30 protein-coding genes and 1 riboswitch are annotated in these 25365 nt (G+C 36.2%); of the genes, 22 read left to right on the forward strand and 8 right to left on the reverse strand.

Features of this window, described 5'->3' with window-relative positions; translation table 11 throughout:
* Positions 1-85 precede the first annotated feature (85 nt).
* From CDZ92_RS05435 to CDZ92_RS05460, 7 genes are all read left to right on the forward strand, one after another.
* On the forward strand, positions 86-244 hold the full coding sequence (locus CDZ92_RS05435) for a transcription initiation factor TFIIIB (RefSeq protein WP_096154208.1): 159 nt from the start codon (positions 86-88) through the stop codon (positions 242-244).
* A 925-nt stretch (positions 245-1169) separates the two neighbouring features.
* Positions 1170-1472 carry a hypothetical protein gene (locus tag CDZ92_RS05440; RefSeq protein WP_096154209.1) on the forward strand — a complete coding sequence of 101 codons (303 nt, stop codon included), beginning with the start codon at positions 1170-1172 and terminating at the stop codon, positions 1470-1472.
* 308 nt (positions 1473-1780) lie between these two features.
* The gene (locus CDZ92_RS05445; RefSeq protein WP_096154211.1) at positions 1781-2071 is read left to right on the forward strand and encodes an alpha/beta fold hydrolase; all 291 of its coding nucleotides are present in this window, start codon (positions 1781-1783) and stop codon (positions 2069-2071) included.
* Between the two features lie 32 nt (positions 2072-2103).
* The gene (locus CDZ92_RS05450; RefSeq protein ID WP_096154212.1) at positions 2104-2529 is read left to right on the forward strand and encodes a hypothetical protein; all 426 of its coding nucleotides are present in this window, start codon (positions 2104-2106) and stop codon (positions 2527-2529) included.
* Between the two features lie 241 nt (positions 2530-2770).
* On the forward strand, positions 2771-2863 hold the full coding sequence (locus CDZ92_RS20480) for a putative holin-like toxin (RefSeq protein WP_227521485.1): 93 nt from the start codon (positions 2771-2773) through the stop codon (positions 2861-2863).
* A 395-nt stretch (positions 2864-3258) separates the two neighbouring features.
* Positions 3259-3825: a GrpB family protein gene (locus CDZ92_RS05455; RefSeq protein WP_096156925.1), complete on the forward strand. Its 567-nt coding sequence runs from the start codon at positions 3259-3261 to the stop codon at positions 3823-3825.
* A gap of 244 nt (positions 3826-4069) precedes the next feature.
* Complete coding sequence (locus CDZ92_RS05460; protein ID WP_096154214.1) at positions 4070-4927, forward strand: manganese catalase family protein; 858 nt, start codon at positions 4070-4072, stop codon at positions 4925-4927.
* Between the two features lie 87 nt (positions 4928-5014).
* Here the strand turns inward: CDZ92_RS05460 and CDZ92_RS05465 are convergent, their stop codons facing one another.
* Positions 5015-5500 (reverse strand): hypothetical protein, encoded by a 486-nt coding sequence (locus CDZ92_RS05465; RefSeq protein WP_096154216.1) that lies wholly within the window; start codon positions 5498-5500, stop codon positions 5015-5017.
* Positions 5501-5733: 233 nt separating this feature from the next.
* Between CDZ92_RS05465 and CDZ92_RS05470 the strand changes: the two genes are divergently transcribed.
* The 3 genes from CDZ92_RS05470 (at position 5734) to tenA (ending at position 8974) form a co-directional block, all read left to right on the forward strand.
* Positions 5734-6489, forward strand: a complete 756-nt coding sequence (locus CDZ92_RS05470) for a class I SAM-dependent methyltransferase (RefSeq protein WP_096154218.1) — start codon at positions 5734-5736, stop codon at positions 6487-6489.
* 149 nt (positions 6490-6638) lie between these two features.
* A riboswitch (TPP riboswitch) is annotated at positions 6639-6739 on the forward strand.
* Between the two features lie 274 nt (positions 6740-7013).
* On the forward strand, positions 7014-8288 hold the full coding sequence (locus CDZ92_RS05475) for an acetylornithine deacetylase (RefSeq protein WP_255249788.1): 1275 nt from the start codon (positions 7014-7016) through the stop codon (positions 8286-8288).
* Between the two features lie 17 nt (positions 8289-8305).
* Complete coding sequence (gene tenA, locus CDZ92_RS05480) at positions 8306-8974, forward strand: thiaminase II (RefSeq protein WP_096154222.1); 669 nt, start codon at positions 8306-8308, stop codon at positions 8972-8974.
* Between the two features lie 82 nt (positions 8975-9056).
* Here the strand turns inward: tenA and CDZ92_RS05485 are convergent, their stop codons facing one another.
* Positions 9057-9440 (reverse strand): DUF5336 domain-containing protein, encoded by a 384-nt coding sequence (locus CDZ92_RS05485; RefSeq protein WP_096154224.1) that lies wholly within the window; start codon positions 9438-9440, stop codon positions 9057-9059.
* 176 nt (positions 9441-9616) lie between these two features.
* On the opposite strand from CDZ92_RS05485, the gene CDZ92_RS05490 reads away from it, so the two are divergent.
* The 6 genes from CDZ92_RS05490 to clpP all read left to right on the forward strand — a co-directional run bounded on the left by CDZ92_RS05490 (position 9617) and on the right by clpP (position 16086).
* On the forward strand, positions 9617-9811 hold the full coding sequence (locus CDZ92_RS05490) for a hypothetical protein (protein ID WP_096154226.1): 195 nt from the start codon (positions 9617-9619) through the stop codon (positions 9809-9811).
* 239 nt (positions 9812-10050) lie between these two features.
* The gene (locus tag CDZ92_RS05495) at positions 10051-10944 is read left to right on the forward strand and encodes a ParA family protein (RefSeq protein ID WP_176483718.1); all 894 of its coding nucleotides are present in this window, start codon (positions 10051-10053) and stop codon (positions 10942-10944) included.
* Positions 10941-11420 (forward strand): hypothetical protein, encoded by a 480-nt coding sequence (locus tag CDZ92_RS05500; RefSeq protein WP_096154229.1) that lies wholly within the window; start codon positions 10941-10943, stop codon positions 11418-11420. The genes CDZ92_RS05495 and CDZ92_RS05500 overlap by 4 nt, the downstream gene beginning before the upstream one ends.
* Before the next feature lie 160 nt (positions 11421-11580).
* Positions 11581-12966: a class II fumarate hydratase gene (locus CDZ92_RS05505; protein WP_096154231.1), complete on the forward strand. Its 1386-nt coding sequence runs from the start codon at positions 11581-11583 to the stop codon at positions 12964-12966.
* A 1819-nt stretch (positions 12967-14785) separates the two neighbouring features.
* Complete coding sequence (locus CDZ92_RS05510) at positions 14786-15484, forward strand: sigma factor-like helix-turn-helix DNA-binding protein (RefSeq protein ID WP_096154233.1); 699 nt, start codon at positions 14786-14788, stop codon at positions 15482-15484.
* A gap of 20 nt (positions 15485-15504) precedes the next feature.
* Complete coding sequence (clpP, locus tag CDZ92_RS05515; RefSeq protein ID WP_096154235.1) at positions 15505-16086, forward strand: ATP-dependent Clp endopeptidase proteolytic subunit ClpP; 582 nt, start codon at positions 15505-15507, stop codon at positions 16084-16086.
* Between the two features lie 186 nt (positions 16087-16272).
* On the opposite strand, the gene CDZ92_RS05520 is transcribed toward clpP, so the two are convergent.
* The 3 genes from CDZ92_RS05520 to CDZ92_RS05530 form a co-directional block, all read right to left on the reverse strand.
* Positions 16273-16911 (reverse strand): glycosyltransferase, encoded by a 639-nt coding sequence (locus tag CDZ92_RS05520; protein ID WP_096154237.1) that lies wholly within the window; start codon positions 16909-16911, stop codon positions 16273-16275.
* Positions 16912-17292: 381 nt separating this feature from the next.
* Complete coding sequence (locus tag CDZ92_RS05525) at positions 17293-18126, reverse strand: MBL fold metallo-hydrolase (protein WP_096154239.1); 834 nt, start codon at positions 18124-18126, stop codon at positions 17293-17295.
* Between the two features lie 144 nt (positions 18127-18270).
* Positions 18271-19185: a DMT family transporter gene (locus CDZ92_RS05530; RefSeq protein WP_096154240.1), complete on the reverse strand. Its 915-nt coding sequence runs from the start codon at positions 19183-19185 to the stop codon at positions 18271-18273.
* A gap of 202 nt (positions 19186-19387) precedes the next feature.
* Between CDZ92_RS05530 and CDZ92_RS05535 the strand changes: the two genes are divergently transcribed.
* Both CDZ92_RS05535 and CDZ92_RS20255 read left to right on the forward strand, forming a co-directional pair.
* Complete coding sequence (locus CDZ92_RS05535) at positions 19388-19858, forward strand: Lrp/AsnC family transcriptional regulator (RefSeq protein ID WP_096154242.1); 471 nt, start codon at positions 19388-19390, stop codon at positions 19856-19858.
* A 185-nt stretch (positions 19859-20043) separates the two neighbouring features.
* A complete protein-coding gene (locus tag CDZ92_RS20255) occupies positions 20044-20127 on the forward strand; it encodes a putative holin-like toxin (RefSeq protein WP_227521586.1) in 84 nt (27 codons plus the stop codon).
* Between the two features lie 219 nt (positions 20128-20346).
* Here CDZ92_RS20255 and CDZ92_RS19600 read toward each other — a convergent pair whose 3' ends face one another.
* Positions 20347-20832, reverse strand: a complete 486-nt coding sequence (locus CDZ92_RS19600; RefSeq protein WP_141395200.1) for a ferritin-like domain-containing protein — start codon at positions 20830-20832, stop codon at positions 20347-20349.
* Entirely contained in the window at positions 20802-21251 is a 450-nt protein-coding gene (locus CDZ92_RS19605) for a ferritin-like domain-containing protein (RefSeq protein WP_141395201.1), read from the reverse strand. The genes CDZ92_RS19600 and CDZ92_RS19605 overlap by 31 nt, the downstream gene beginning before the upstream one ends.
* Before the next feature lie 174 nt (positions 21252-21425).
* Here CDZ92_RS19605 and CDZ92_RS05545 point away from each other — a divergent pair, with 174 nt between their 5' ends.
* From CDZ92_RS05545 to CDZ92_RS05560, 4 genes are all read left to right on the forward strand, one after another.
* Positions 21426-21608 (forward strand): hypothetical protein, encoded by a 183-nt coding sequence (locus tag CDZ92_RS05545; protein ID WP_096154244.1) that lies wholly within the window; start codon positions 21426-21428, stop codon positions 21606-21608.
* A 105-nt stretch (positions 21609-21713) separates the two neighbouring features.
* Entirely contained in the window at positions 21714-22235 is a 522-nt protein-coding gene (locus CDZ92_RS05550; RefSeq protein ID WP_096154246.1) for a GNAT family N-acetyltransferase, read from the forward strand.
* A 154-nt stretch (positions 22236-22389) separates the two neighbouring features.
* Positions 22390-22851 (forward strand): GNAT family N-acetyltransferase, encoded by a 462-nt coding sequence (locus CDZ92_RS05555; protein ID WP_096154248.1) that lies wholly within the window; start codon positions 22390-22392, stop codon positions 22849-22851.
* Positions 22852-22938: 87 nt separating this feature from the next.
* The gene (locus CDZ92_RS05560) at positions 22939-23601 is read left to right on the forward strand and encodes a hypothetical protein (protein ID WP_096154250.1); all 663 of its coding nucleotides are present in this window, start codon (positions 22939-22941) and stop codon (positions 23599-23601) included.
* A gap of 226 nt (positions 23602-23827) precedes the next feature.
* On the opposite strand, the gene CDZ92_RS05565 is transcribed toward CDZ92_RS05560, so the two are convergent.
* Positions 23828-25267 carry an LVIVD repeat-containing protein gene (locus CDZ92_RS05565; protein WP_096154251.1) on the reverse strand — a complete coding sequence of 480 codons (1440 nt, stop codon included), beginning with the start codon at positions 25265-25267 and terminating at the stop codon, positions 23828-23830.
* Positions 25268-25365 lie beyond the last annotated feature (98 nt).

Raw genomic sequence — 25365 nt, forward strand, 5'->3', positions numbered from 1 at the left:
ACTATAAGGAAACGGAATGTCCAAAGTGTCAAGGAACTCACAAAGTAAAAGGACGTTCGGAAGTTGCGGGCGGTGGACGTAAACCTTGGGTGGAAACGAATTAGGAAAAGGAAAACATAGCTGCTATGCTGTCATATCTCCAATTGGTAAACTTAGTTTCGGTTCAAATGTAGAATACTTACTTTGTACAGGTTGCGGTTTTATTATTGAAAGCTATGTATCAAATCCAGAGAAGTTTAAGTGAACGATTCATAGTTAGCGAGTGGTTCATCTTTGTTCGGTTCTATTTAGTAAAGTGTGAGGGGAATTTTCTCAATCTTAACCAAAAAGTCTACTGGAGAGAATTATCATGATTTCTTAATTATAGTTCCGAGCAAACACGTATTTTCATCGTACGATTAAAAGATTAGAATCTTCTAGTCTAGTAGAAGGCATCATCCAGTTAGGTTCTGGAGTTGTAGGATATACGGATGAATTTTCTGATATTGACTTAATGATTGAGGAACATAATGGTAATGATTCTTGTGGAATTATTATAGATAGAGAACAAAAAGGTACCGATAGACTCTCAAAAAGTATAGATAGAGTTCAAAAAAGTAGCCATAGAGCTGCAAAAAGTAGCCATAGGAGAGGAAAGTATAGATAGAGGTCAAAAAAGTGCCGATAGACTCTCAAAAAGTATAGATAGAGTTCAAAAAAGTATCCATAGGAGAGAAAAGTATAGATAGAGGTCCAAAAAGTGCCGATAGACTCTCAAAAAGTATAGATAGAGTTCAAAAAAGTATCCATAGAGCTGCAAAAAGTAGCCATAGGAGAGGAAAGTATAGATAGAGGTCAAAAAAGTGCCGATAGAGTCTAAAAAAGTATAGATAGAGTTCAAAAAAGTATCCATAGAGCTGCAAAAAGTAGCCATAGGAGAGGAAAGTATAGATAGAGGTCCAAAAAGCGTCATTTTTCTATCAAAAAGTATAGATAGAGTTCAAAAAAGTATCCATAGAGCTGCAAAAAGTAGCCATAGGAGAGGAAAGTATAGATAGAGGTCAAAAAAGTACCAATAGAGTTCAAAAAAGTATAGATAGCGGCCAGAAAAGTACCCATAGACATGCAAAAATAATTCTTAAAGCTAACTCGTAGATTAAAAAGGAATTTTCAAAAGGAGTTGTAACTATATGAAAAAGTTTTTCCTCTTGTTTTTCTTAACAATTGTAATTTTGCTTGCTTTCATACTTGGAGTTTCTACTTATTTTGAATATCGTTTTAGTAATGTAGCTTTCATCACTAGTATTATCGCTTGTTTTATTACATATGGTGGTGGTGCTACTAATTTTGGAGAAGCAAATGTTGCGATAAATACGAATGGTGCTTATGTTCCATCCAATACCGAGAAAGTAATGAGCTCGCTAAATCCTTTTTTTATTGCATCTTGCATAACTCTTATCGCTTGTCTGGCAAGTTATCCTTTTTTTATTTAATTCAGGATAAATTGGGGACGGGGTTTATTTCACATGATAAGGCTCTACAGGCTGAAAATGTGAAGTAAACCCCGTCCCCATTTCGCATACTAGAATATTTAATCGGCACGGGAGATGCGACTATTTGGGTTAATATGGTGTTGATTTTGAGTCAATGGTTTAATGCGAAGGAAATTTACCCGACTAATAGGGATAACAGCCATGACGGGTAACCTTGGGTTTCTAGTATAGACCGTCCCATTTTCAAACTTAATTGACTTCGGGATGGAGGAAGGCATTTTTTTAATAGCGACCTTGGTGGAACATGTTTGGATTGGAGTTGGATTCAAGAAGAGTTATCTAGTGAAGCGAAGGTATTTGCTTATGATCGAGCAGGATATGGATGGAGTGAATCTACGGAACAAACAAGAACAAGTGGCGAAATGGTAGAGGAATTACGAGAGTTACTGACGAAAGCCGAAATTCCCCCACCATATATTTTAGTAGGACACTCTTTTGGAGCAATAAACATGCGACTTTATCAGGCAAAATACCCTAATGAAGTTATTGGTTTAGTCCTGGTAGATCCTACTCCAGAAGAAATACATACTCTCCATTAGAATATAAAGCAAAGCTAGATAAGGAAAAAGGAATGATTCGACTCGCGAATTACTTAGCTCCATTTGGTATTTTAAGATTACTAAAAATGCCTATGGGATACGTCAATCTACCCGAGAGTAAGATAAAGTCAGCCAAAGAAGTTGGTTATAGAAAAAGTGCATACAAAACAGCCTATAATGAGTTAATACATATTAATGAAAGCATCAAGCAGCTTTCTCAAACTCAACAAGAAGTTATAACTGTTCCAGTGTATGTCATTACTAGAGGAACCTTCCATAAAGGTAATCTATCAGTTGAAACTATTAAATGTGCCCAAGAAATTTGGTCAAATCTACATACGAAAATAGCGAAAAAATCTACAAAGGGAAAACAAATCATCATAGAAGATTCCGGGCATTTTATTCATTGCGAAAAGCCTAAGTTAGTAATTTTATTCATTGCGAAAAGCCTAAGTTAGTAAAAGAAGTAATTCTAGACATGATAGAAGAAACAAAAAGATCAACTTAGAGAAGAGTATCATGTATAGTTCGGAGGAAAGAACTACTTATTTTCATTCGGAATAGAAAAAGAAAATATAGCACGAGTTTTATATTCTAATTAAATAGAACAAACGTTCCTTTTGTGTTACAATATTCTCGTAATAGTTATTCAGGGAAACTCAAGGGTGGTCGGCATTACCCCAAGTAAGAAAGGGGGTGATGCGAGTGATATCGACATTTCAAACACTTGTGCTAATGATTTCATTTGCAAGTTTGATTGTGTCTATCATCTCTTATTTAGACAGAAAATAACCCACTCTTGAGCTTTGCCGGCAACAGAGTGGGTTCCACACAAAAGTTGCCGTCCCCTTGAAGGGACCTGCGACTATTGCTTGACCGACTAGTGTTGAAGCACTGGTTGGTCTTTTTTATTATATGAAATTATATCTATATTATAACTGATATTCAAAGAGTTGAAAACAAAGAAGTAATTCAGACCACTAAACTCAACTGCTCTACCTGCTAAAAAAGTACTGTGGAGCAAACACCACATAAAGGAGAGGAAGGCAATGAAATTAACAAGAAGAGATATTAATAGACCATGAAAGGAAAGAATATAGATGAGGTATATTATGGAGTATTAAATGAATGTTACTTTTAGTGTCCGGAGTTACACCACACAGGAAAAAATGTGGAGAGTGAGTGAAATGAAAGTTATACATGATCAAAGTACTTGGCCAGTTTGGGCTAAAGAAAAAATACATATAGTCGATCCGGATCCAATGTGGGAAGAAAAAGGTAGACAAGAAAAAGCACTACTCCTCAAACATCTCTCACGATTCGGAGTTACAGAAGTGGAGCATTATGGTAGCACGGCTATTCCTAATCTACCAGCAAAGCCAGTAATAGATCTTATGGCTAAAATAGATTCATTTCAACTAATAAACGAAATTTCTTTGCTTCTAGCTCAACATAACTGGAATTATGTACCTCCTGAACTGGACGGTCGTTCATGGCGACGATTTTTTGTGAAAGTTTTAAACGACAAACGAGTAGCTCATTTACATATAATACTTGAATACGAAAAACGTTGGGATGTACAATTATTATTCCGCGACCTATTACGAAACAATAAGCAATTTACTGATCAATACGCTAGTTTGAAAAGAGAATTAGCTAAGAAATACTGCAATGATCGTGAAGCATACACGAAAGAGAAAACGGAATTTATCCAATGTGTGCTAACTCAACCCAATAATGGGAACAATGAGTAAAATTGAAAAGGAACTTGAAGACTAGATATAGTGTTAAAGATAGTAGATTATTAAAAGAATTAATATGAAATTGGGGACGGGGTTTACTTCACATGATAAGGCTATACAGGCCACAAACAAATGTGAAATAAACCCCGTCCCGATTTGGCACCAAGAATTTTAATTTAGATTAGAACCCCATTTCAGAATATTCCTTTTGTTAACTGGCATCCTAAATAGGAATAAATTAGAAGGTGGGATTTTCATGTATTTTTACAGAGAAGACTTGATTAATATGATTGTGCCAGATAAACCAGATCCTCATGCGGCCAAAGTACTTCAGGAAGCCCTTGGTGGTCAATTTGGTGAAATGAGAACACTGATGCAGTTCTCGTTCCAAAGCGCCAATTTCAGAGGGAAAGAGAAACAATATCGGGACCTTATTCGAGGGGTGTTTTTAGAAGAACTCAGTCATGTGGAACTCGTTCAGTCGACGATTAACCAGCTTTTAAATGATACCGGTGGAGATATGCCAGGTAATCAAGCTTCTGATGGTGCTCCTTTAGATGATGTAATCCAAGCGGGTGCAAACCCACATCATTATATTATTGGAGCTAAAGCTTCGCTACCTGTTGATGCGGGCGGCAACCCATGGAATGGATCATGGGTATATGATCATGGAAATCTTGTTGCAAACCTACTAAATAACGTCGTACTTGAATCCACTGGTGTTCTTCAAAAATCAAGGATTTACGAAATGAGCGATAATAAAACATTAAGAGAAACGATCGCGTTCTTAATTGTTCGAGATAATGCCCACCAAAATGCTTTTGCAAAAGCTCTAGAAACATTAGGTGTAGACTGGGGCAAACTTTTTCCGGTCCCAAATTATGATATAAACAAATATCCAGAATGTCGCAAATATGTGGAAATGGGCTTCCATAATGCCCAATTCAATTTCCGATTAGATGAGACGAGAATGGGCGAAATATTCCAAGGTACAACTCCGAGCAGAAATGGTGGGAATTTATCAGTCATTGCACCACCAAATGGATATCCTGTACCAGAAATGCCTGATATGCCTAACGAACATGCTCCAGGCCTTTATGATTTAAATAATTAAATAGTGCTAATTTTGGGACGGGGTTTCCTTCACATGGTAAGGCTCAATTGGCCACAAATGTAAAAGAAACCCCGTCCCCATTTTGCACTACTTCCAATCTAATTTATCAATAATTTTTTTCATCTTTTCATAGTAATCATTGCCGTTTATGACAAAATAACGTCCACCACTTTTTGCTGAGATGGCGATACGGTCGCTTTCATCAAAGCTAATCAAAATGTTATTCGTCCACAGTTTACCAGGCTCTCTCTCGTTACTAACCTTAATTTCTAACCTGTATTCTCCATCCCATCTTTCTCTCGCATTTATTTCCCGTCTTAACCATAAGCCAGAGAAACTTTTAATCATTTCTTCTATTAGTTCTTCATCTTCCGTTGTTACTTTAGCAATTTCTTCAGAACGGCTGTAACGGTCTTTTGGTGGTGCATACTTTGTGACAGTAACACTTCTAATAACGGTGTCTTCATTAAAACGTTTCGAAATAATTGCGTCAGATGTGTTTATGTTGATAAAAATAATGAGGGCAATAAAAGCAAGGAAGACTGTACTGATGATAATGGTAAATTTCTTCATATACTTTGTGACTCCTTTCTATTCTATTGTAATATTAACATATATTGGCTATTATTTTAGTTTTTTTCAAATTTATCCAATGTTTTGCTCTTAGTAGCAATCGTCTATAAACCTTTCTATTTATTAATATGTGATTCTACTGATAGGAATGTGGTGAATGTTGTCGAATTACATAAATGTAGAGAATTGTTAATGAAAAACTCGAAAATAGCGATTTGATTTGGAGGAAAAGTGTGAGTATCGATATTATTAAACAAAATAAGAAAAGTTGGGATACAGTAGCCCATCATTTTAACGGGGTAGATGCTTTACCTAGTTATGGGCCATTTAGCCAAAACGAAGAGGAATTAAGATTATTTAAAGAAATTAAAGGTAAAAAAGTTCTTGATATTGGTTGTGGAAGTGGACATTCTTTACGCTTTATGGCTGAGAAGAAGGCTAGTGAACTGTGGGGTGTTGATTTATCTGAGGCACAAATAAAAACTGCAAAAGTAACTTTAAACGGATTAAATCCTCACTTGTATTGCGCACCGATGGAAGAAGAAATTGAAATACCTAAAATGTATTTTGACTATGTGTATTCCATATATGCAATCGGGTGGACGACTGATTTGCCAACTACTTTTCAGTTAATTTACTCCTATTTGAAACATGGTGGAAGTTTTATTTTTAGTTGGGATCATCCATTATACACTCACTTAGTAAGTAAAGATGGACAACTTTATCTCAATGGATCTTACCAAAATGAAGGTTTTACAACATACGAAAGATTTAAAGGGGAAGAGGCACCTGTCGTAATTCCTCAAAGAAAGGTTAGTACATATATAAATGAATTGATTAAAGCAGGCTTCACCATTGATCGTGTGATAGAAAGTGAAGTATCGGTAAAATATGAATCAGTTGAAGAAGCAGTATCGGATCGTTATTATTCCTTATACAAAGCAAGAAGATTCCCAAGCACGATGATAATAAAAGCTACAAAAAATTAAGTGTAGCAATTTAAGGAATGGGATTCTTTCACGTGATAACTGTCTATTGGCCAGAAATGTGAAAGAAACCCCGTCCCCATTTCTCACTTCCCAGTTCTCACTTGTAATCGCTAACATAATTTGCTAAAGTTTAATTATAATAGAATATTTTTCAACACTAGGGGTGCTTTTTAAGCTGAGAGAGACTATTGTCTTAACCCTTGAACCTGCTCTAGGTAATGCTAGCGAAGGGAAGTGGAGTAACAGGGATAGTACTGTCTTTTTAAAACCCAAACCACTTCTTTATGCAGAAGTGGTTTTTTTAATTGATTCAAAAGTAAGATTATGTTAAAGGCTATTGTCGTTTTTTAATAGTATCTAGCTGTGATTGAAGCGCATGTCGGAGACTCCTGCGGGAGAAGCGGGGAGGGGGAGACCCCGCAGGCGAAGCCGAGGAGGCTCCCGGCCCGCCCGCGGAAAGCGGAGATATGCGCGGAAATCAACAGCGGTGCTTAACAGAGCCAAAAGAAAAAGGAGGTAATACATTGAAGCATAATGTAGATGAACTTATCCTACTTGTAGAGGAGCGACAGGACGAATTAGTGGACTTACTTTGTAAACTAATTCAGTACGAAACTCCAGCACCACCAGCAAGAAATACAGCGGAAGCTCAGCGTTTTATTGCTGGATTTTTACAAGAAAAAGGTTTTGCCATTGATACATGGGACGTGTACCCAGGTGATCCGAATGTTGTCGGAGTGCTAAAAGGAACAAAATCAGACCAATATAAAAGCCTTATTATTAACGGTCATGTAGACGTTGCGGAGGTAGATGAGTCAGAAGAGTGGGAAACAGATCCGTTTACTCCTATCGTAAGAGATGGTGTTGTAATAGGTCGAGGTTCAGCCGATATGAAAGGCGGACTTGCAGGAGCTTTATTAGCGATTCAGCTTTTGCATGAAGCGGGGATTGAATTACCAGGAGATCTGACGTTTCAGTCTGTTATCGGAGAAGAAGTAGGAGAAGCGGGAACTTTACAATGTTGCAAAAGAGGTTACACGGCAGACTTTGCGCTTGTCGTCGATACTAGTAATCTACAAGTGCAAGGTCAAGGTGGAGTCATTACTGGTTGGGTAACTGTGAAAAGTAAGCAAACACATCATGACGCGACAAGAAAAAATATGATTCATGCAGGTGGAAAGTTATTTGGTGCAAGCGCCATTGAGAAAATGATGAAAGTTATGCAAGGGTTGCAAGAGTTAGAAAGACATTGGTCTGTGATGAAAAGCTACCCAGGATACGAGCCGGGAACTAATACAATCAATCCAGCCGTGATTGAAGGTGGTAGGCATGCCGCATTCATAGCCGATGAATGTCGTTTATGGCTAACGGTTCACTTTTACCCTAATGAAACATATGAGCAAGTAGCAAAAGAGATAGAAGAACACATACATCATGTTGCTAAGGCAGACCCGTGGTTAAGAGAAAATCCGCCAACGTTTGAATGGGGAGGCTCTTCTATGATAGAAGATCGTGGTGAGATTTTTCCTTCTTTAGAAGTAGATCCTGAACATAAGGCGGTTCAAATGTTGTTAAGTTGTCATGAATCGACGCTAAGAGAACAGCCTGTATTAAGTGTTTCCCCAACCGTAACGGATGGAGGTTGGTTTGGCGATGCCGGTATTCCAGCAGCGATTTATGGACCGGGCGAGTTAAAGCATGCTCACTCCATTAATGAACAAGTTTCCATTCAACAATTAGTTGATTATACGAAGGTTCTTTTGCGGTTTATTTTAGATTGGACTCATACAAAAAAATAGTTTAGGAGATGAAGAAAATGAAATTTACAGATCATTTACAACAGAAATTAGAAAATATTTGGAAGAAAAATCACACACATCCGTTTGTTGTGGAAATGGGCAATGGAACGCTTGATGCGGAGAAGTTTCGTTTTTATATGATTCAAGATTACCTTTATTTAATTGATTACGCGAAGTTGTTTGGTATCGGAGCAATTAAAGCAACGGATTTACAAACGATGGAGAAATTTGCGGCATTAATGCATTCCACTCTACATGAAGAAATGGCTCTACACCGAAGCTATGCGGCTCGTTTTGGCATTTCTTTAGAAGAGTTGGAAAATGCGGAAGCTTCGCCTATTACGTTAGCTTATACGCATTATATGTTACATAAAGGCCAAAGCGGAACATTAGCCGAACTAGTGGCTGCATTATTGCCTTGTATGTGGAGTTATTGGGAGATTGGTAAAGAACTAAGCGAGATTCCTGGAGCTGCCGCGCATGAACTATACGGAGAATGGATTAGCATGTATAGCTCAGAAGAATTCGGAACATTAGCGAAATGGTGTATCGAGTTAATGGATCAATTAGCTGAAGGAAGAACAGAAACAGAACTCTTAGAATTAGAAGAAATTTTCTTAAACACAACACGTTTTGAATACATGTTCTGGGATATGGCGTATAACAATCAAATGTGGCCAGAGTGATGTGAAGTAAGGACGGGGATCTTTTCACACAAAATGGAGTACTTGACCTCAGAATGTGAAATAAACCCCGTCCCCATTTCTCCTAAGCTTCTCTTTTAAAATGCATATACCATGAAATACTCTTCGAAAATAGCAAGATATAAACGGCTACTCCGTACACAGTTATGGAGATCGCTTCCCATACAATCATTCCAGTTGTTCCATGGTTAGACCAAATGAATAGGATTCCGACTAAAATTCCACCGAGTAAAAAGATGACATTGATGACTTTCGCCCAGAGGTATCCTTTATGTATGAGAGATAAAATAAGCGCGTATATGCCTAAAAAGATTGCATCAATAATCGCAACGCCTAGCGTATGGTCGTTTAAAGCTGCATAGACAAAAATTGAAATAAATCCATGAAACACTAGTAAGCCAATAACAGCTGATAATACCTTTTTCCCTTGTTCTTCTATATTCTCCATCTGATTTGCTCCTTCTATATTTTTCCTAATTACATATATTCTATATTTAAGGAAGAAATTCCTTGTCAGTCATGTATACGTTCATATAAACCTTAGGAATACTTTGTATATAGTTTATTGTAGAATAATGCTATAATCATGGAATGCGTTTTGTGTCGGGAAGGAGTCAGTGAATTATGAAATTCTTAAAATCACAAATGAAACAATTAGTAAAAGATAATGAAGAACTACAAAAGAACTTAAAAGAGTTAATAAGTGAACACCAACTAGAAAAAAACTTTGCCTTAAAGGCTTTGTACCATTCCAAAGTAGCTGAAGGCGGAAAATACCAACAGGCATACCAAGCGTTAGATGATCCAAGTAGAAAATAAATCTATACACAGACTACAAAAAGACAAGCCAAATCTTTGAGGCTTGTCTTTTTGTATGTTGTGAAATTGGGGACGGGGTTTTTATCACTTTTTCTCATGTTTAAGATATCACACCGTTAAACAATCAATAATTAAATATACGTCGTTTCCGCAATTTCTCCAGTGAAAAAAATCTAATAAGAATATTTTAACTCGTCCTTCGTTATATATGGTAAAGGATACCAATGACACTAAAGGGGATGACAGAACTGAAAGCTAGAAAAATCTTTATCGGCAACTACAAAGGCGGTGTAGGTAAAACAACAAGTGTATACTACCTAGCTCACTATTTAGCAAAACACTACAAAATCTTATTAATTGACCTAGACCCACAGTGTTCGTTAAGTGAAGTGTGTTTGAAAAGTACAGAGAAAGACTTAATCGATTTAGAGGATGACGAATCGTTAAACTATGTATTTGATATGTACCTTCAAGCGAAGAGATTACATCACACGAGGTTTTCCTTGAATACAGAGACGTTGATTAAAAACTGCATGAAAAATCATCCGAACATCGATTTTATTCCATCGAACCTGTTCTATAGTAATGGTGGTTTAGACGAAATAGCGATGGAAATGACAACGGAAAAAAACGGACTAGAAAATCTCTTTATCCTCCATAACTTTATTCAAGACCACCAATTAGAAGCAAAATATGATCTTATTATGTTTGACTGTCCTCCAACTAACAATCTCATTACCCAAAGCGGCTTTTTATTATCAGACTATTATTTAATTCCAACAATTATGGATAAGGTGAGTGCAAAAGGTGTAGCTCACTACATAAAGATTGTAAATAAAATCTATGATAAATATTGTTCCAACAAGGAATATTCTCATTTTGTAAAACTAATTTTCGGGGAGAAGCCGAAACTATTAGGAATTTTTGAAACGATGCGAAAAGGTACATCTCTACCTCAAGGACTAGGGGAGTTGAAACATTTAAAAATGTATAAAACGGTCATTAAAGATTTAAACAACATATCAGACGCGATGTCCAATGGGGGTATCAGCGAAGAACAGTATAAGTATAAAGAGTTAGCAATGGAAATCTTAAGAGAACTAGATCCTAGTTTAATAGAGGTGAGAGTATGAAGAAAGAAGATGCCATAAAAACTTTAACAAAGTGTAAGAGAATTTTAGAAACAGTAGATAAAATGTTACTTGCACGTGATATTCATATATTAGAAGAAGTTATTGTCGCGATTAAAGATGGAGTAGGCCAAGAAACCAAGATTGCTAATAAAACAAATAAAAAGGAACCTTTGAACGGAAAAGCATTTTTACAAGATTTATTAAATTATTTGCCACCTGCAGAACTATTGAGAAAATACAACTTGAATCTTCCTACCGCATTCTTAAGTGAAAGTAAGAATGTACTTATTTCTTGGAAAGAACTTAATAAAAACGAAAAAAGCAAGTTCAAAGTGAATGAATTACGAGCCATTTACGTACTCATCAATGACAGTGCAGCCTACAAAAAATCATGGACGAAAAAAGCATTAGTAGAAGAGATTGATAGTTCTGTAGCTTCCTTGCTACGGAGTGAGAGATTGACAAAGGTATTGTGAGTAGAGGTGATGGAGTGTAGGGTTGCGTTATTTATCCGACACTCCACTAATTTTTGTCGTAAACCCTGAGGGTAATTACAAAAATCCTATTTCTCTTTCGTTTTAAATAGAAAGCAAATGGAGACAATAGAACTAATGTTATTTTACGAGGAGATAGAACATGACTTTTTCAAATTCATATCGGATAGAGAAGGATACGTTAGGAGAAGTTAAAGTCCCAATTGACTCTTATTATGGTGCGCAAACACAGCGTGCGGTGGATAATTATCAAATAAGTGGAAGAAAACTATCGCGATCGTTTATCAAAGCACTTGGAATTATTAAAGCTTCAGCGGCTAAAACGAATATGGAAAATGGCCTCCTTCAAGCGTCTTATGCAAATGCCATTATAAAAGTTTCAGAAGAAGTAGCTGAAGGAAAGTTAGATCACCATTTCGTAATAGACGTTTTCCAAGCAGGAGCGGGTACTTCACAAAACATGAATACTAATGAGGTAATCGCTAACAGAGCAACAGAGATTTTAGGAGAAGAACTTGAAGGTCTACGAATTCACCCAAATGACCATGTGAACATGTCACAATCAACAAATGATACTTTTCATGCTGCTATACATATTGCAGGAGCTGAAAAGATAGTAGAAAAGTTACTTCCTATAATAGACCAGCTACATAAAGAGCTTAAAAGAAAGTCCATTGAACTAATGCCAGTTGTGAAATCTGGTCGAACTCATCTACACGATGCTATTCCAATAAGACTAGGACAAGAATTTTCAGGATATGCAGTAACAATTCAAGAAATGTATAAACAGCTAGAAAAGGCTACGGACAGTTTATATGAAATTGGATTAGGTGGAACGGCGATTGGCACGCGTAATAATATCCATCCAGAGTATAGCGAGAAAGTGATTAATGAGGTTCGTCAGTATACTAATTTACCATTTCGTTCTCCAACTGATATATTTTCATTTATGCAAAACACAAACGCCCCAATTCGCGTGATGCTTGTTTTAAAAGAACTAGCTATACATTTAATAAAAATAACGAGTGATTTACGTTTACTCTCCTCGGGACCGAGAACTGGTCTGGCAGAAATTGCGTTACCATCTGTCCAACCAGGTTCTACTATCATGCCTGGAAAAGTAAACCCTGCCATTTTAGAAATGACCCATATGGTTTGTTGTCAAATAATTGGTTATGAAACAGCTATAGCAACAGCTGGTCTGGCAGGACAATTAGAAATAAATGTTATGATGCCATTCATCGCCTATACGTTTTTAGACGCGATTGAAATAATGTCCAACGCCATCTCCACATTAGTTTCAAAATGTATTTCTGGAATTGATGCAGAAAAAGAAAATTGCGAGAAGTGGATGAATGCTAGCTTAGCGCTAGTAACGGGGATAAGTTCTATCGTAGGTTATGACAAAGCATCGCAAATCGGAATGGAAGCAGATGAGCGTAAAGTAACAATTAAGGAAGTATTAGAAGAAAAAGGACTGCTTACACCAGAAATGGAAAAGGCGTTGGATCCGAAAAGTATGCTTTAATTGAGATGCTCTTCATATAATTTATGAACAGTACTTTGAATAAGCAAAAAGGTGAGAGTGCCTTTCATAAGTATTATGAACCGTACTTTGAATAAGAAAAAAGGTGAGAGTGCCTTTCATAAGCATTATGAACCGTACTTTGAATAAGCAAAAAGGTGAGAGTACCTTTCATAAGCAGGATGAACCGTACTTTGAGTAAGAAAAAAGGTGAGAGTGCCTTTCATAAGCAATATGAACCGTACTTTGAGTAAGAAAAAAGGTGAGAGTACCTTTCATAAGCAGGATGAACCGTACTTTGAGTAAGAAAAAAGGTGAAAGTGCCTTTCATAAGCAATATGAACCGTACTTTGAATAAGAAAAAAGGTGAAAGTGCCTTTCATAAGCACTATGAACCGTACTTTGAGTAAGAAAAAAGGTGAAAGTGCCTTTCATAAGCATTATGAACAGTACTTTGAATAAGCAAAAAGGTGAGAGTGCCTTTCATAAGCAATATGAACCGTACTTTGAATAAGAAAAAAGGTGAGAGTGCCTTTCATAAGCAATATGAACCGTACTTTGAATAAGAAAAAAGGTGAAAGTGCCTTTCATAAGCACTATGAACCGTACTTTGAGTAAGAAAAAAGGTGAAAGTGCCTTTCATAAGCATTATGAACAGTACTTTGAATAAGCAAAAAGGTGAGAGTGCCTTTCATAAGCAATATGAACCGTACTTTGAATAAGAAAAAAGGTGAGAGTGCCTTTCATAAGCAATATGAACCGTACTTTGAATAAGAAAAAAGGTGAAAGTGCCTTTCATAAGCACTATGAACCGTACTTTGAGTAAGAAAAAAGGTGAAAGTGCCTTTCATAAGCATTATGAACAGTACTTTGAATAAGCAAAAAGGTGAGAGTGCCTTTCATAAGTATTATGAACCGTACTTTGAATAAGAAAGAAGGTAAGAGTGCCATTCATAAGCATTATGAACCGTACTTTGAATAAGAAAAAAGGTGAGAGTGCCTTTCATAAGCACTATGAACCGTACTTTGAGTAAGAAAAAAGGTGAGAGTGCCTTTCATAAGTATTATGAACCGTACTTTGAGTAAGAAAAAAGGTGAAAGTGCCTTTCATAAGCACTATGAACCGAACTTTAATTAAGAAAAATGGAGAAAGTACCTTTCATAAACTCGAATTGACTATATGCTATGTGAGAAGAAGGCGTATATACACAAGTTGTGGTCTGAATGAGGGAAGACAAGAGGAGAAACAGTCCGTTAAAATAAAAGAACAGCAACCAAAAAAGTCTAGTAGCTGTTCCTTTTGAGTTTTAATATCGTAGAAATGTCTGTTGTCGATTGTGGTGTAATCTAAACAAACTATTGAATCGAAGTTACTGAGCCCGCTAAGCACTAAGCTTCTCCTTTAATAATTATATACCATGAAAATACTATTCGGAAATATCAAAATAGAAATGCTATTCCACCAATGGCTTCCCAATCGGTTAGTCCAGGTGTTGCAACTGTTAGACCTGAAGACTAGGATTTTTGTTTAAAATCCCACCGAGTAGTAAGATGATATGGAGGCCTTTTAAAAAGTAAATGTCTAAGTCAGACTTTGCTATATTAGAATATATTAGATCACCAAGTATTTACTTGAATTTTATAATGGATAAGAAAAGGAAGTAACATGGCTGTTGCAAATCCTCCTATCCAGAAACTTAATTCCACAACTGAACAAATGCTCAAATTTTAAGGAAGTGAAATATTTTTTCTCCCCCCGTATCATTTTTCTATGTTTGAAACGTTAATATAATGAGTGGTGTTTAAAGGAGTGAACAAAACGATGAAAGAAAAACAACGAGCAGTTGCATCCAACGATATAGTCGAGGAACAATTACTAAAAAAATATGAAAAACTTAGACGGTATTGCTTGTTTTTAACTAAAAATGAATGGGATGGTAATGACCTTGCTCAAGAAACGTTTGTGAAAATCTTAAATAAGTACCGTAATAGTTCCATTATTAGTACTCGGCTTTTGCAAAAAACAGCTTATCATCAATGGGTGGACACGACGAGAAAACGAAAAAGAGAGGACCTTTTAGAAGAAGTGGAACAGTCAGCGTATGTGGATAAAATGGAGAGCTCGTTTATCATTACGGAGCTATTATTAAAAAATCTTACACCAAAGCAAGCTATCACTTTTCTTTTAAAAGAGGCTTTTCATTACAAATCTCATGAAATTGCGAAGATATTACAAATGTCAGAGGGATCTGTTAAATCCATCGTTCACCGATACAAAAATCGAATCGAAAAAGGAAATTTGGAAGAGGAGTCCTCTATCATCGATTCTTTTTGGGAGGAAGAGGAAACAGAATGGTTATCGAGATTAATAAATACGAGTATCCGTATCCAAGATCCTACTGTTTTAATCCAAGCAATTCCGACTATTCAAACATTACAATCAAACGCTCCTGCTCTAAATTATTCGCATCGTTCAACTCGTATACACACTCCTCACTATGGATTAAGGATGGCAGCATAGTAAGAAGGAGGAAATTAATCATGAGTATGATCCCGTATGTGATTGAACAATCGAGCCGAGGAGAAAGATCCTACGACATCTATTCTCGTCTTTTAAAAGACCGTATTGTTATGATTGGTGATGAAATAAACGACCAAATAGCCAACAGCGTAGTTGCGCAGCTTTTGTTTTTAGCTGCGGATGATCCAGATAAAGATATTTCCATTTATATTAATAGTCCAGGTGGGTCTACAACTGCAGGTTTTGCTATTCAAGATACGATGAATTATATCAAGCCAGATGTTAGAACTATTTGTATTGGAATGGCGGCATCATTTGGTGCACTTTTGTTAATGTCCGGTACAAAAGGAAAAAGACTCGCTCTCCCAAATAGTGAAATCATGATCCACCAGCCTTTAGGTGGGGCAAGAGGGCAAGCAACCGATATTGAAATATCGGCGCGTAGAATTTTAAAATTGAAAGAAGACACCAATAAATTAATAGCACAATTAACTGGTCAACCAGTCGAAAAAGTCGAACGAGATACAGATCGTGATAATTTCATGACTGCAGAAGAGGCAAAAGCTTATGGCATTGTTGATGAAATTATTAAGAATAGGTAAGAACCTGAACGTTAAAATACTATAAAGGGGGAAGGAGTTTCGACTCATCAAAAAATGATTGGTAGTTCCTCCTACCCCGAAATCCTGTCTGTAATAGGTGGGGAATGAAGTATTATTATTTTGAGCACGAACTTCGAACTAGCAGCAAATACTAGGTCGAAGTTCAAGTCTCTTAAACCTACATTTTTAAAATTTCTCAGGAAACTGCTTAACAACACTAGCGGAGATAGCGTCTGCCATTAAGATTATATGTGTTAGTCCATCATCAATTGCATCAATTCTAGCATCCCACTCTTTTGATAAGCTTGCTGATAAATCATTTGCAACCAATTCTAAATGCATATATAGTAATTCTTTTAAACCTTCCATTTTTAAATTCGGGTTGATACCATTTAGGAACACCGCTATATCATCAGCATTTCTATACCATTCTTTATTTAGTTGATTTACCATATCTTCATTTTGGCTTTTCGCTGCATCAACAATTTTGCCAGCAATAACAATATGTTCCTCTAGCAGTGCCGTTAATTTATTTCCGAATTTTTCCCCGTAAACTGGCTTTATTGCATTTCCTATATCTACTTGATTTTTCATCAGCCTTGCTAGGACTTGTTTTTGATCCTCCGCGCCAGAGGTAGTTGCACTTGTAATATAGTTACTAGTCCACAATACATGGTCAATCCAGAGTCTTCTGAATTCATTTTCGATTTTCACCTGTGATTGGCTAATGCATTGTTCCTCTATTTGAGCATGAGCACCAATCGGTCCAACCAGCACGTTTAGCTGAAAACACAAAATCATTCCAATTAATAATAATCTTTTCACCAAAACTACTCCTTCCAATTTTAAAAATTCCTTCTTATTATGTTTAATAGTGTTTTTCTCATTCATGGTTATGAAATTATAGGTTCGAATTAAGACGCCCAAAAAAGTGTTGATTTTAATAGCTGAACAATATATTTAGATAGAGAAAATAAAGAGGATTAACTCTATCCTACGTTGAAATAATCTACTAAAAATTAGATTAGTCTATTAGGAGTGGTTGAAGAAATTGAAGGCTGTCATTTAATATGAAAATGCAAATTAATGTGAATTGGGGACGGGGGTACTGTCGCATTTTAAATGAATAGAAGAACATGATTAGAAAGTCTAATAAGAAGAAAAAGGTACAGGTTAATCCCTAAAGAGGCTAACCTGTACCTATTTTTATGCTAACCCAATTGTGTCAAAATGATTAATTAGCTTTTGTAAACTATGTGTTAGTTCTTCTCCAGTCATAGGTAAACCGTGTCCAGTAACCGCTACTTGAGGATTTAATGCGGCTAGCTTTTCTATTGAGCTTTTTGCATGAACCCAATCAAAGGTGAAGTACTTTGGAGGGCCGCTAATTTCTTGTTTTTGAACAAGCACTTTCCAAAGTGATTCTTGCCTTACCGTCACAAAAGCATCCCCGGCAATTAGTAATCCATCACTTTCTCTAAAAAATGATACATGCCCTGGTGTATGACCAGGTGTGTGAACCCAATTCCAACCTAACAAATTTGGAACACTGTAATCATCCGGTAATGGTTGCACATACCCTGAAAGATCTACACCGTGATTAGGGAACATCGGTGCAATCTTCGGGACTATTCCTCCATGCGCATCTGTGTTTGCTTCTGGGTAGTTACGCTTTCCTGTTAAATAAGGCATTTCCTCTAGATGGGCATAAACAGGAACTTGCCACTCTTCTAATAATTCAGCTAAAGAGCCAACATGGTCAAAATGGCCATGTGTTAACAAAATACAAGCTGGTTTAGTGCCTTTACCATATCTCTCTTCTAGTTTTTCCTTAATATGTTCTTTTGAATGTGGCATACCAGCATCAACAAGCACGAACTGATTATCCGGAAGGTCTATGTACACAATGTTCACTATTTTATCTGTAAAGCAATGAACGTCTGGAACAACTGTAATCTCCAGTTCGTTGTTTAATGACGTTAATGGCAAGTGTGATTCTGCAAAAGTATTAATATCTTGGTGAAGCTCGTGTTGATTCATGATGTAACAAACCCCTTTCTAACGATGAAAAGATTTCTTCCATAACGTTCTCTAAAAATACAAATATCATACATAAAAAAGAAGACAGGTGTTACGTACCATCTATTAAATGGTGTGTCGTAACTCCTGTCCTAAAACTTTCTATTATTTCGCAAGCCTCGGCTTCACCGCAATATTAATCGAAATAAATCTTGATGTAAAATATGTGAAAAAGTAACTTCCCAAAATAACAATTACACTTCCAAGTCCTTGTAACCAAGTCATCTGCTCTCCAAGTAGGAAAAATGCTAGAATAACCGTGAAGATGGGGTTGAAGTTTAAGAACAGCCCAGAAGTAGTAGCTCCAACTTTAGAAACGCCAATATTCCAAAGAACCATACATACAACGGTTGAGATAAGTCCTGTATAAGCAATAGCCCACACAAAAGAAGCATTAACATTTGTAATATGTAAACTCGTCACATTGAAAGGTAAAAGTATCAACAACCCGAAAATACCTGAATAAAGTATCGCCATCATTGGTGATGTTGTGTGTGAAGCCCATTTACTACAAACAGAGTAAATACCCCAAATACAGACCGCAGCCAGCATCCATAAATCTCCTACATTGAACTGAAAAGAAAGTAGATGTTGGATGTTTCCTTTTGATAAAACGAGGAGTACACCGAATAAGGAAATAATCATAGATAAAATTTGCAGACCATTTAATTTTTCTTTTAAAAAGAAAAAAGAAAACACAGAGATAGTAATAATGTTTAATGTGGAAATTAATCCAATATTCATAGCAGTGGAACTTTCTAAAGCGAGAAATTGAAAGACATTAAAAAGGGCTGCTCCAGTAATACCCATTAGAAATAAAGGTAAAATTGCTTTTCGTGATGGTAGGATTTTCTTTTCTCTCCACCAAACTATTGGGAATAGACAAAGTACCGCAATTGCCCAGCGTAGTATCGTTAACGTCATAGGGGAAGCATGATCGACTAAAAACTTACCCACGATGAAATTGCCAGCCCATAGGAAACTTGTTAAAAGTAGTAATCCGTAATATTTGTATGCCATAAAATAACTTCCACTCCGCTCAGTAATACTTGAATACTTGATGAAATAATTTTAACATTTTTCGTATATTTACAGATTAATTTATTTTATAATAGTAAAAAAACAAAATAATGTTATGTGAATAATCAATATTAATTAAAAATATTTTGTATTAGAGAAACAGGTGTTATGTTTTTAGAATAATTGAAAGGTGTGATTGAAAGTGGAGTCCATTGTAAGTAAAGTTTTAGACGAAATAGACATACAACTATTAAAAATTTTACAAACGGAAGCACATCTAAGTAATTCAGAAATTGCAAAACGAGTTAAGTTGTCACCGCCTGCTACGCATGTCCGAATTAAAAGGTTAGAAAATGAAGGATACATACAGCAACGTGTTTCCATTTTAAACCAAGAAAAGCTCGGATTTGATTTGTTGTCTATTATTTTTATTAGCACGAACATCCATCAAGCGGAGCAACTCGAAGTTTTGGAGCAAGCTTTAGGGGCAATGCCTGAAGTATTAGAGTGCCACTTGTTAACAGGAGAGCATGATTACATGCTAAAGGTGATTAACAAAGATAGAAGAGAATTGGAGAATTTTATCCGGAAGTTGAATAAACTAGGGATAACACGAATACAAACGAGTCTTTCCTTAAGAGAAATAAAGTTTTCGACAGTATTACCTATTTAGGACGAATTAGTCCAACAGAAGTGCAGGTCCTTTTAACATAATAATTGAGGTAAAGGAGAAGAAGTTTCAGAAAAACCGATGAAACATACGTTCTTATTTGTGATATAATAATTTTGCAATAGTTATTCAGGTAAACTCAAGGGTGGTCGGCATTACCCCAAGAACGAAAGGGGGTGGTGCTTGTGATGACGACATTTCAGACGTTAGTGCTTATGATTTCATTTGCCGGTTTGATTGTATCTATCGTCTCGTATTTAGACAGAAAATAACCCACCCTTGAGCTTGACGGCAGAGTGGGTTATCTTATATTTAGACAAGCCGCCCCCTTGAAGGGACCTGCGACTATTGCTTGACCGAAACGGTGTTCGAGCACCGATTCGGTCTTTTTTAATATATGTCATTATACGCATATTATAACCCATTTTAATAGAGTTGAAAACTAAAGAATATAGATAAGCCATTAGGGACTTTAACATAGCTATACTATCTCACTTCCTTGCCAACCCTCGCTCAAATGCAGCAAGATGATTTCGAGAAGCATTACCAACTTGTGTAAACACAGTTCGTACGTCTACTGGTAATTCAAACGTTAAAAATTTCTCATACATCGCAATGTTTTCAATCTCGCTATCTACACCAGCGCGATATGCGGCTTTCAGATTTTCAGGAGTGGTGACAAAAGAAGCTGAAATGTCCTCGGGCAACGGAACACCATATCTTTCAAACAATGGTAATAACGCTTGAATGTGTCTTAACTCACTTTGCTTTATTTGAACAAAAGTACGAATATTTCCAAAGGTAGCTATAATGTTGTCATATCTAGCTTGTGCCAAATATTCATCTTGCAAAGCAAAGGTCAACATCTGTGCTAAATCTAGAGATTCCGCCCCAAGTGCACCTATTGCACCGAAATTCTTGTTTTGACGGTCTGACCTTATTAATTCTATATTTTTTGAAAAAAAAACAAAAACCATACCGCGTGATTTTGCTCATCAGCCGCCGCTCGCCGAAATGCCTTTTTAATCAATATATCCTTCGCTTTATCCGCAATATCTAAGTAAAAATCAACGGTTTCTTGTTCGTCAATAAAAGAAGCTTCTAACGCTTCTGTATATGTTTCAGCGCACTCTTCACCTATTTCTGGTTGTGGTTGTCTACCAGTTAAGTTTAAATAAAGTCTACTAAACTCCTCCAAGTGGCGAATTTCATCTTTTCGAATTTCTAATATTCGATCTCTTTCTTTTTCTGTTGGCGCCATCTCAGCTAATTTTTCATAACATTGAACTGCGCTATACTCTCCATTAATTGCTTTTTGGATATCAGAAACTAATATCGAATCATTTGTTGTACGCCAGTATTGTTGTGCGTATTGATAATATGGATTTGTATACATATAATACCTCCCATGTTCTTTCCAATTTGTTTATCATATGTCAGAAAGAGAAGTGAAGGTGCAAGGCCAATTTAATAATATAAGGTATTATTTGTTCCTAGAAACATTATCCATTAAATTTGAAACTTTTCTTAAACTCTATCGTAAATTCTGTAAGAGAAAGGAGTTGCTAGTATGAAAGAAGTAAAATGCACTAATTGTAACGGGGTAGAATTTGCAAAAGGTACTGATTACATGCCTGTAAAGCCATTAGATAGCAAGTTTTCAATGGGTTCTACCAAAATATATACTTTTTGCTTGAATTGCGGAGAGGTCATATCGATAAGGATAGAAAATCCTGAAAAATTTAAAAAATAATTCATAACAATATTTAGCTGCTGTAAGAGTGAAATAAGAAAATAATGACAAAAAACACACGTCTTAGTATTTCTTTCTTTTGTTAAAAATGAAAGGAGCATTCATATGATTATTAGACCGGCTAAATTAACTGATGCCAGTGGAATAGCTAAAGTTCATGTTGATAGTTGGAGAACTACATACAATAACATCATCCCAAATGAATACTTAAATAATCTATCCTATCAAACACGTGAAGAATTATGGATTAATAATATTCCACATTCCATCGTTTTTGTGGCCGAAAACAATAACGATGAAATTGTCGGGTTTTCTACAGGTTGTAAAGAAAGAAGTGGTAAATATTCAGGGTATATGGGAGAACTTAGCGCCATTTATATTTTGGAGGAGTTTCAAGGCCGGGGATTAGGCAAAGCACTTGTAACACCAGTAATAAAAGAATTAGAAAAGTTAGGAATACATTCCCTGCTCGTACTTGTGTTAGAAGATAATAAGTCCAAATTGTTTTATGAGTCACTAGGTGGCAAGTTACTAGATAAAATCGAGGTCGAAATCGCTGGAAAGAAGCTTAATGAACTAGTTTATGGCTGGGAAGATTTAAATATTTTAAGATACAAGAAACAGTGAGGAGTCATTTCTAAAATTATGATTGTAGGTGTGAATAAAGAGTATGAACATAAAACCATCAACATAACAAATAGCTTACTGTATTAACCTTTTTGTATCAGAAAAAAGTATCTATAGAAAAATTGAATCTGTTGACTGAAAGGAGGGGATTCCAATGATCATAAGGCTAGCTGAAGATAAAGATATACAGAGTTTAATTAAAATGAGATGGGATTTCACCATTGAACATGACGAGACGAAGAAAATCGCACAAACGTCATACGAAAGTTTTGAGAAAGAATGTAAAAGTTTCTTAGTAGACGCTATCAATAGAGACCAATGGTTTATATGGGTAGCTGAGGTAGAAGAGAAGGTTGTTTCCCACATATTCATAGAACTAATTCATAAAGTACCACGGCCTGGTAGAGTAACGTATCCGTTTGCCTATATGACAAATGTATATACGATTCCTGAATTTAGAAGCATGGGTATTGGGAGTAAGCTAATCTCAAAGGTAAATGAGTGGACGAAAGAGAATAAGTACGAATTCATTATTGTATGGCCAAGTGAAGACAGTATTAACTTTTATAAGAAAAATGGATATGTACATAGCACAGAGCCGATGGAATATGTATAAATCGGAGTGTCAAGTGATAGTCATCATTCTAGGAGGAATTCATCATGTTTGTAGGTCGTACCCTTTAAAGTTATCACACTAGACGGTTTGAATACAAACTATGAAATGGTACTAGCTGGTCATGCAGTTACATATTTTATATGGCCCTTTGAAAGTGATGTAGTAGAAAAATACGGTAAAGCGTTAAAAGAAGCAAAAGACGCAGGTCTTGCCATTTGGAATCCGGAAGATCCAATGATGGAATATCCATTCGAATTCCGTGCTCGTGAAGGTGGATCTACACCAAAACGTCCAGTAGGAGATTATCGTACGAAATATTATGTACCAGCTTCTGAATGGCGTTCTGTTGAGCCAGAATATCGCGTGTTTTTCCATACAGAGGAAGATGCTATTTCGGCTGGTTACAGTCCAATGCCTGTTTCCAAGTTAGCTGTACTACAAGATATTAAAGCGGCGCTAGTTCTTTACAACAGTGAAGACCACTTATATAAACGTAGTACTTTCAACGTAATATTTAATCAAACAAACACAGTAGAAAATCACGCATTAAAATTAGAATTACCAAAAAATGAGCGAGCACTTCAAGCGCATAATCATAACTATCTACGTGCATTAGAAAAGTTATTACTTGATTTGGAAAAGGAATATTCCAATGAAAATCTAAGCGAATCAGCATACGATGCGATATACGGCTTAGTGGAAGTGGTGCTTTCTAAAGAAGCAATGGAACTAGAAGAACTAGCAAGTTAATTTATTTAAAGAGCTGAGAGGATATTTATTTAACCTTTTAGCTCTTTTTGTATAGTTTTAAATTACTATCCTTACTTTTGAATTTAATTAATCTATAAGAATTGCAAGAGGGACTAAATCCTATGATTAAAGATTATTTATTAATTATACTTTAACAGCTAAATGAAACTAGTAACCTTCCATAAAAAATGCATGGATTAAACAATAACCCATGCATTTTTCTTATTTATTCAGTAGGTTGATTTCCACCTTTATTGCCACCAGCATTGTTTTTTAGTAAAACTTTCAAACCACTGTTCATATCAGAAGCAAGTACATAGTTTCTGTCTACGAAAACTCCCCAAACGTTGGAGCGCTCTGGCGTGTAACGACCGATTTCAACAGGGTTGCTTGGGTTTGTAATGTCAACATGAACAACTCCACCTGAGTAGTAGGAAAGGTAAAGTGTGTTTCCAAGGACTTTAGGGTCGTGTACTGTTTTTGCAAATGTTGAACGACCAGCAGGACTTTCAGGAACATCAAACGTCAATTCTGTCGTAAATTGACTTAACAGAACAGGGTTCGTTTTATCTTTAATATCATAAATACGAGTGTAGCCATACGCATCTTCATAACCAGCACCTACAGGATTCGCCACTTCACGTGTTTCGATAAGGATTGTTCCACCTTTTGCAAGGGCAGCAGAGTGAGCGGCGCCTTTTACGTGACTTTCAAAACTAGTTCTACCTAAGTATACTGGCTCTTCTGGATTTCTTATGTCAAAAATAACCGTTCCTAAATCCCACATAGATACATATGCGTAATGACCGTTGTTATCTGTAATTACACTATGATTAAACACTGGACGGTTTCTATTTTCTTCCTCTACAAACCAAAAGTAACCGTCAAAGCTTTCTGGCACTTCAGGAAGTACTCGTGGATCAAACTGCCACAGTTTCTCTGGACTTGTTGGATTTGTAACATCAATAATTTGGAAGTCTTTTTCTACTCCTCCAGTGTAAAAATCTGCATATGGACTAGAAGTTAAAAGTAATGCACGATTACCTTGTGTTGTTAAATATAATTCGTGAGTACCAGTAATACGACGATCAAGCTCGTAAAAACCAAGACGTTCAGGGTTATACGGATCACTTACATCGTATAGGAGCACCCCACCAATACTGTCAGGTCTATTAGCATTGTTACGGCTAGTTTGTTGTACACTTACTACCGCTAAGTCTCCTTTAAAGTGAGGAGTGTTTACGGATCTAACGATAACTTTTTCCTGCCAAGTAAATGGAATGTCGTTAGCGAACGTCGCTACTTCTACAGGGTTAGCTGGATCTTTTAAGTCAAAAACGCGAACGCCGCCATTACCTCCACCAGCAGTATGAGTTCCTGTATAAGCAAAACCTTTATATGCATACACATCTGCCATATTCTTTTGGGAACCATTAATTGGCTCAATTTGTAAAGAAGCAGCTTCTGTTAAGAAACGAACATTTTTACCTCCAGTGGAACTGAAACCTAATTGCATCTCATTTAGTTCTTCCTGTGTAAATGCCGAACCTGCCTTATTACCTGCTTCAAAGTCTAATGCATCATGTGCAAAAGCAGTTGGGATAAATGTAGAAAATACAATGGCTCCTGCTAAAGTCGTGTTAACGAGTAGTTTACTTTTTTTCACTAGATCTAACCCCCGAGTTTCATAGTTTTTGGTACAAGCCAAATTATAGCAATGAATTTTTTTGTAAACTATTCAAAAAATTCTACGTTTTTCGACCT

Source organism: Bacillus sp. FJAT-45066 (genome assembly GCF_002335755.1).
Classification (GTDB): Bacteria; Bacillota; Bacilli; order Bacillales; family Bacillaceae_I; genus Bacillus_CD; species Bacillus_CD alkalisoli.

Bases quoted from the DNA above. Each gene is read 5' to 3' on its own strand.
- CDZ92_RS19600 (WP_141395200.1), bottom strand. From the start codon at position 20,832: ATGGTTTTTGTTTTTTTTTCAAAAAATATAGAATTAATAAGGTCAGAC.
- CDZ92_RS05465 (WP_096154216.1), bottom strand. From the start codon at position 5,500: ATGAAGAAATTTACCATTATCATCAGTACAGTCTTCCTTGCTTTTATT.
- CDZ92_RS05505 (WP_096154231.1), top strand. From the start codon at position 11,581: ATGACTTTTTCAAATTCATATCGGATAGAGAAGGATACGTTAGGAGAA.
- CDZ92_RS05510 (WP_096154233.1), top strand. From the start codon at position 14,786: ATGAAAGAAAAACAACGAGCAGTTGCATCCAACGATATAGTCGAGGAA.
- CDZ92_RS20480 (WP_227521485.1), top strand. From the start codon at position 2,771: ATGCGAGTGATATCGACATTTCAAACACTTGTGCTAATGATTTCATTT.
- CDZ92_RS05555 (WP_096154248.1), top strand. From the start codon at position 22,390: ATGATCATAAGGCTAGCTGAAGATAAAGATATACAGAGTTTAATTAAA.
- CDZ92_RS05550 (WP_096154246.1), top strand. From the start codon at position 21,714: ATGATTATTAGACCGGCTAAATTAACTGATGCCAGTGGAATAGCTAAA.
- CDZ92_RS19605 (WP_141395201.1), bottom strand. From the start codon at position 21,251: ATGTATACAAATCCATATTATCAATACGCACAACAATACTGGCGTACA.
- CDZ92_RS05530 (WP_096154240.1), bottom strand. From the start codon at position 19,185: ATGGCATACAAATATTACGGATTACTACTTTTAACAAGTTTCCTATGG.
- CDZ92_RS05525 (WP_096154239.1), bottom strand. From the start codon at position 18,126: ATGAATCAACACGAGCTTCACCAAGATATTAATACTTTTGCAGAATCA.
- CDZ92_RS05485 (WP_096154224.1), bottom strand. From the start codon at position 9,440: ATGGAGAATATAGAAGAACAAGGGAAAAAGGTATTATCAGCTGTTATT.
- CDZ92_RS05460 (WP_096154214.1), top strand. From the start codon at position 4,070: ATGTATTTTTACAGAGAAGACTTGATTAATATGATTGTGCCAGATAAA.
- CDZ92_RS05440 (WP_096154209.1), top strand. From the start codon at position 1,170: ATGAAAAAGTTTTTCCTCTTGTTTTTCTTAACAATTGTAATTTTGCTT.
- tenA (WP_096154222.1), top strand. From the start codon at position 8,306: ATGAAATTTACAGATCATTTACAACAGAAATTAGAAAATATTTGGAAG.
- clpP (WP_096154235.1), top strand. From the start codon at position 15,505: ATGAGTATGATCCCGTATGTGATTGAACAATCGAGCCGAGGAGAAAGA.
- CDZ92_RS20255 (WP_227521586.1), top strand. From the start codon at position 20,044: ATGACGACATTTCAGACGTTAGTGCTTATGATTTCATTTGCCGGTTTG.
- CDZ92_RS05455 (WP_096156925.1), top strand. From the start codon at position 3,259: ATGAAAGTTATACATGATCAAAGTACTTGGCCAGTTTGGGCTAAAGAA.
- CDZ92_RS05490 (WP_096154226.1), top strand. From the start codon at position 9,617: ATGAAATTCTTAAAATCACAAATGAAACAATTAGTAAAAGATAATGAA.
- CDZ92_RS05450 (WP_096154212.1), top strand. From the start codon at position 2,104: ATGATTCGACTCGCGAATTACTTAGCTCCATTTGGTATTTTAAGATTA.
- CDZ92_RS05500 (WP_096154229.1), top strand. From the start codon at position 10,941: ATGAAGAAAGAAGATGCCATAAAAACTTTAACAAAGTGTAAGAGAATT.
- CDZ92_RS05545 (WP_096154244.1), top strand. From the start codon at position 21,426: ATGAAAGAAGTAAAATGCACTAATTGTAACGGGGTAGAATTTGCAAAA.
- CDZ92_RS05495 (WP_176483718.1), top strand. From the start codon at position 10,051: ATGACAGAACTGAAAGCTAGAAAAATCTTTATCGGCAACTACAAAGGC.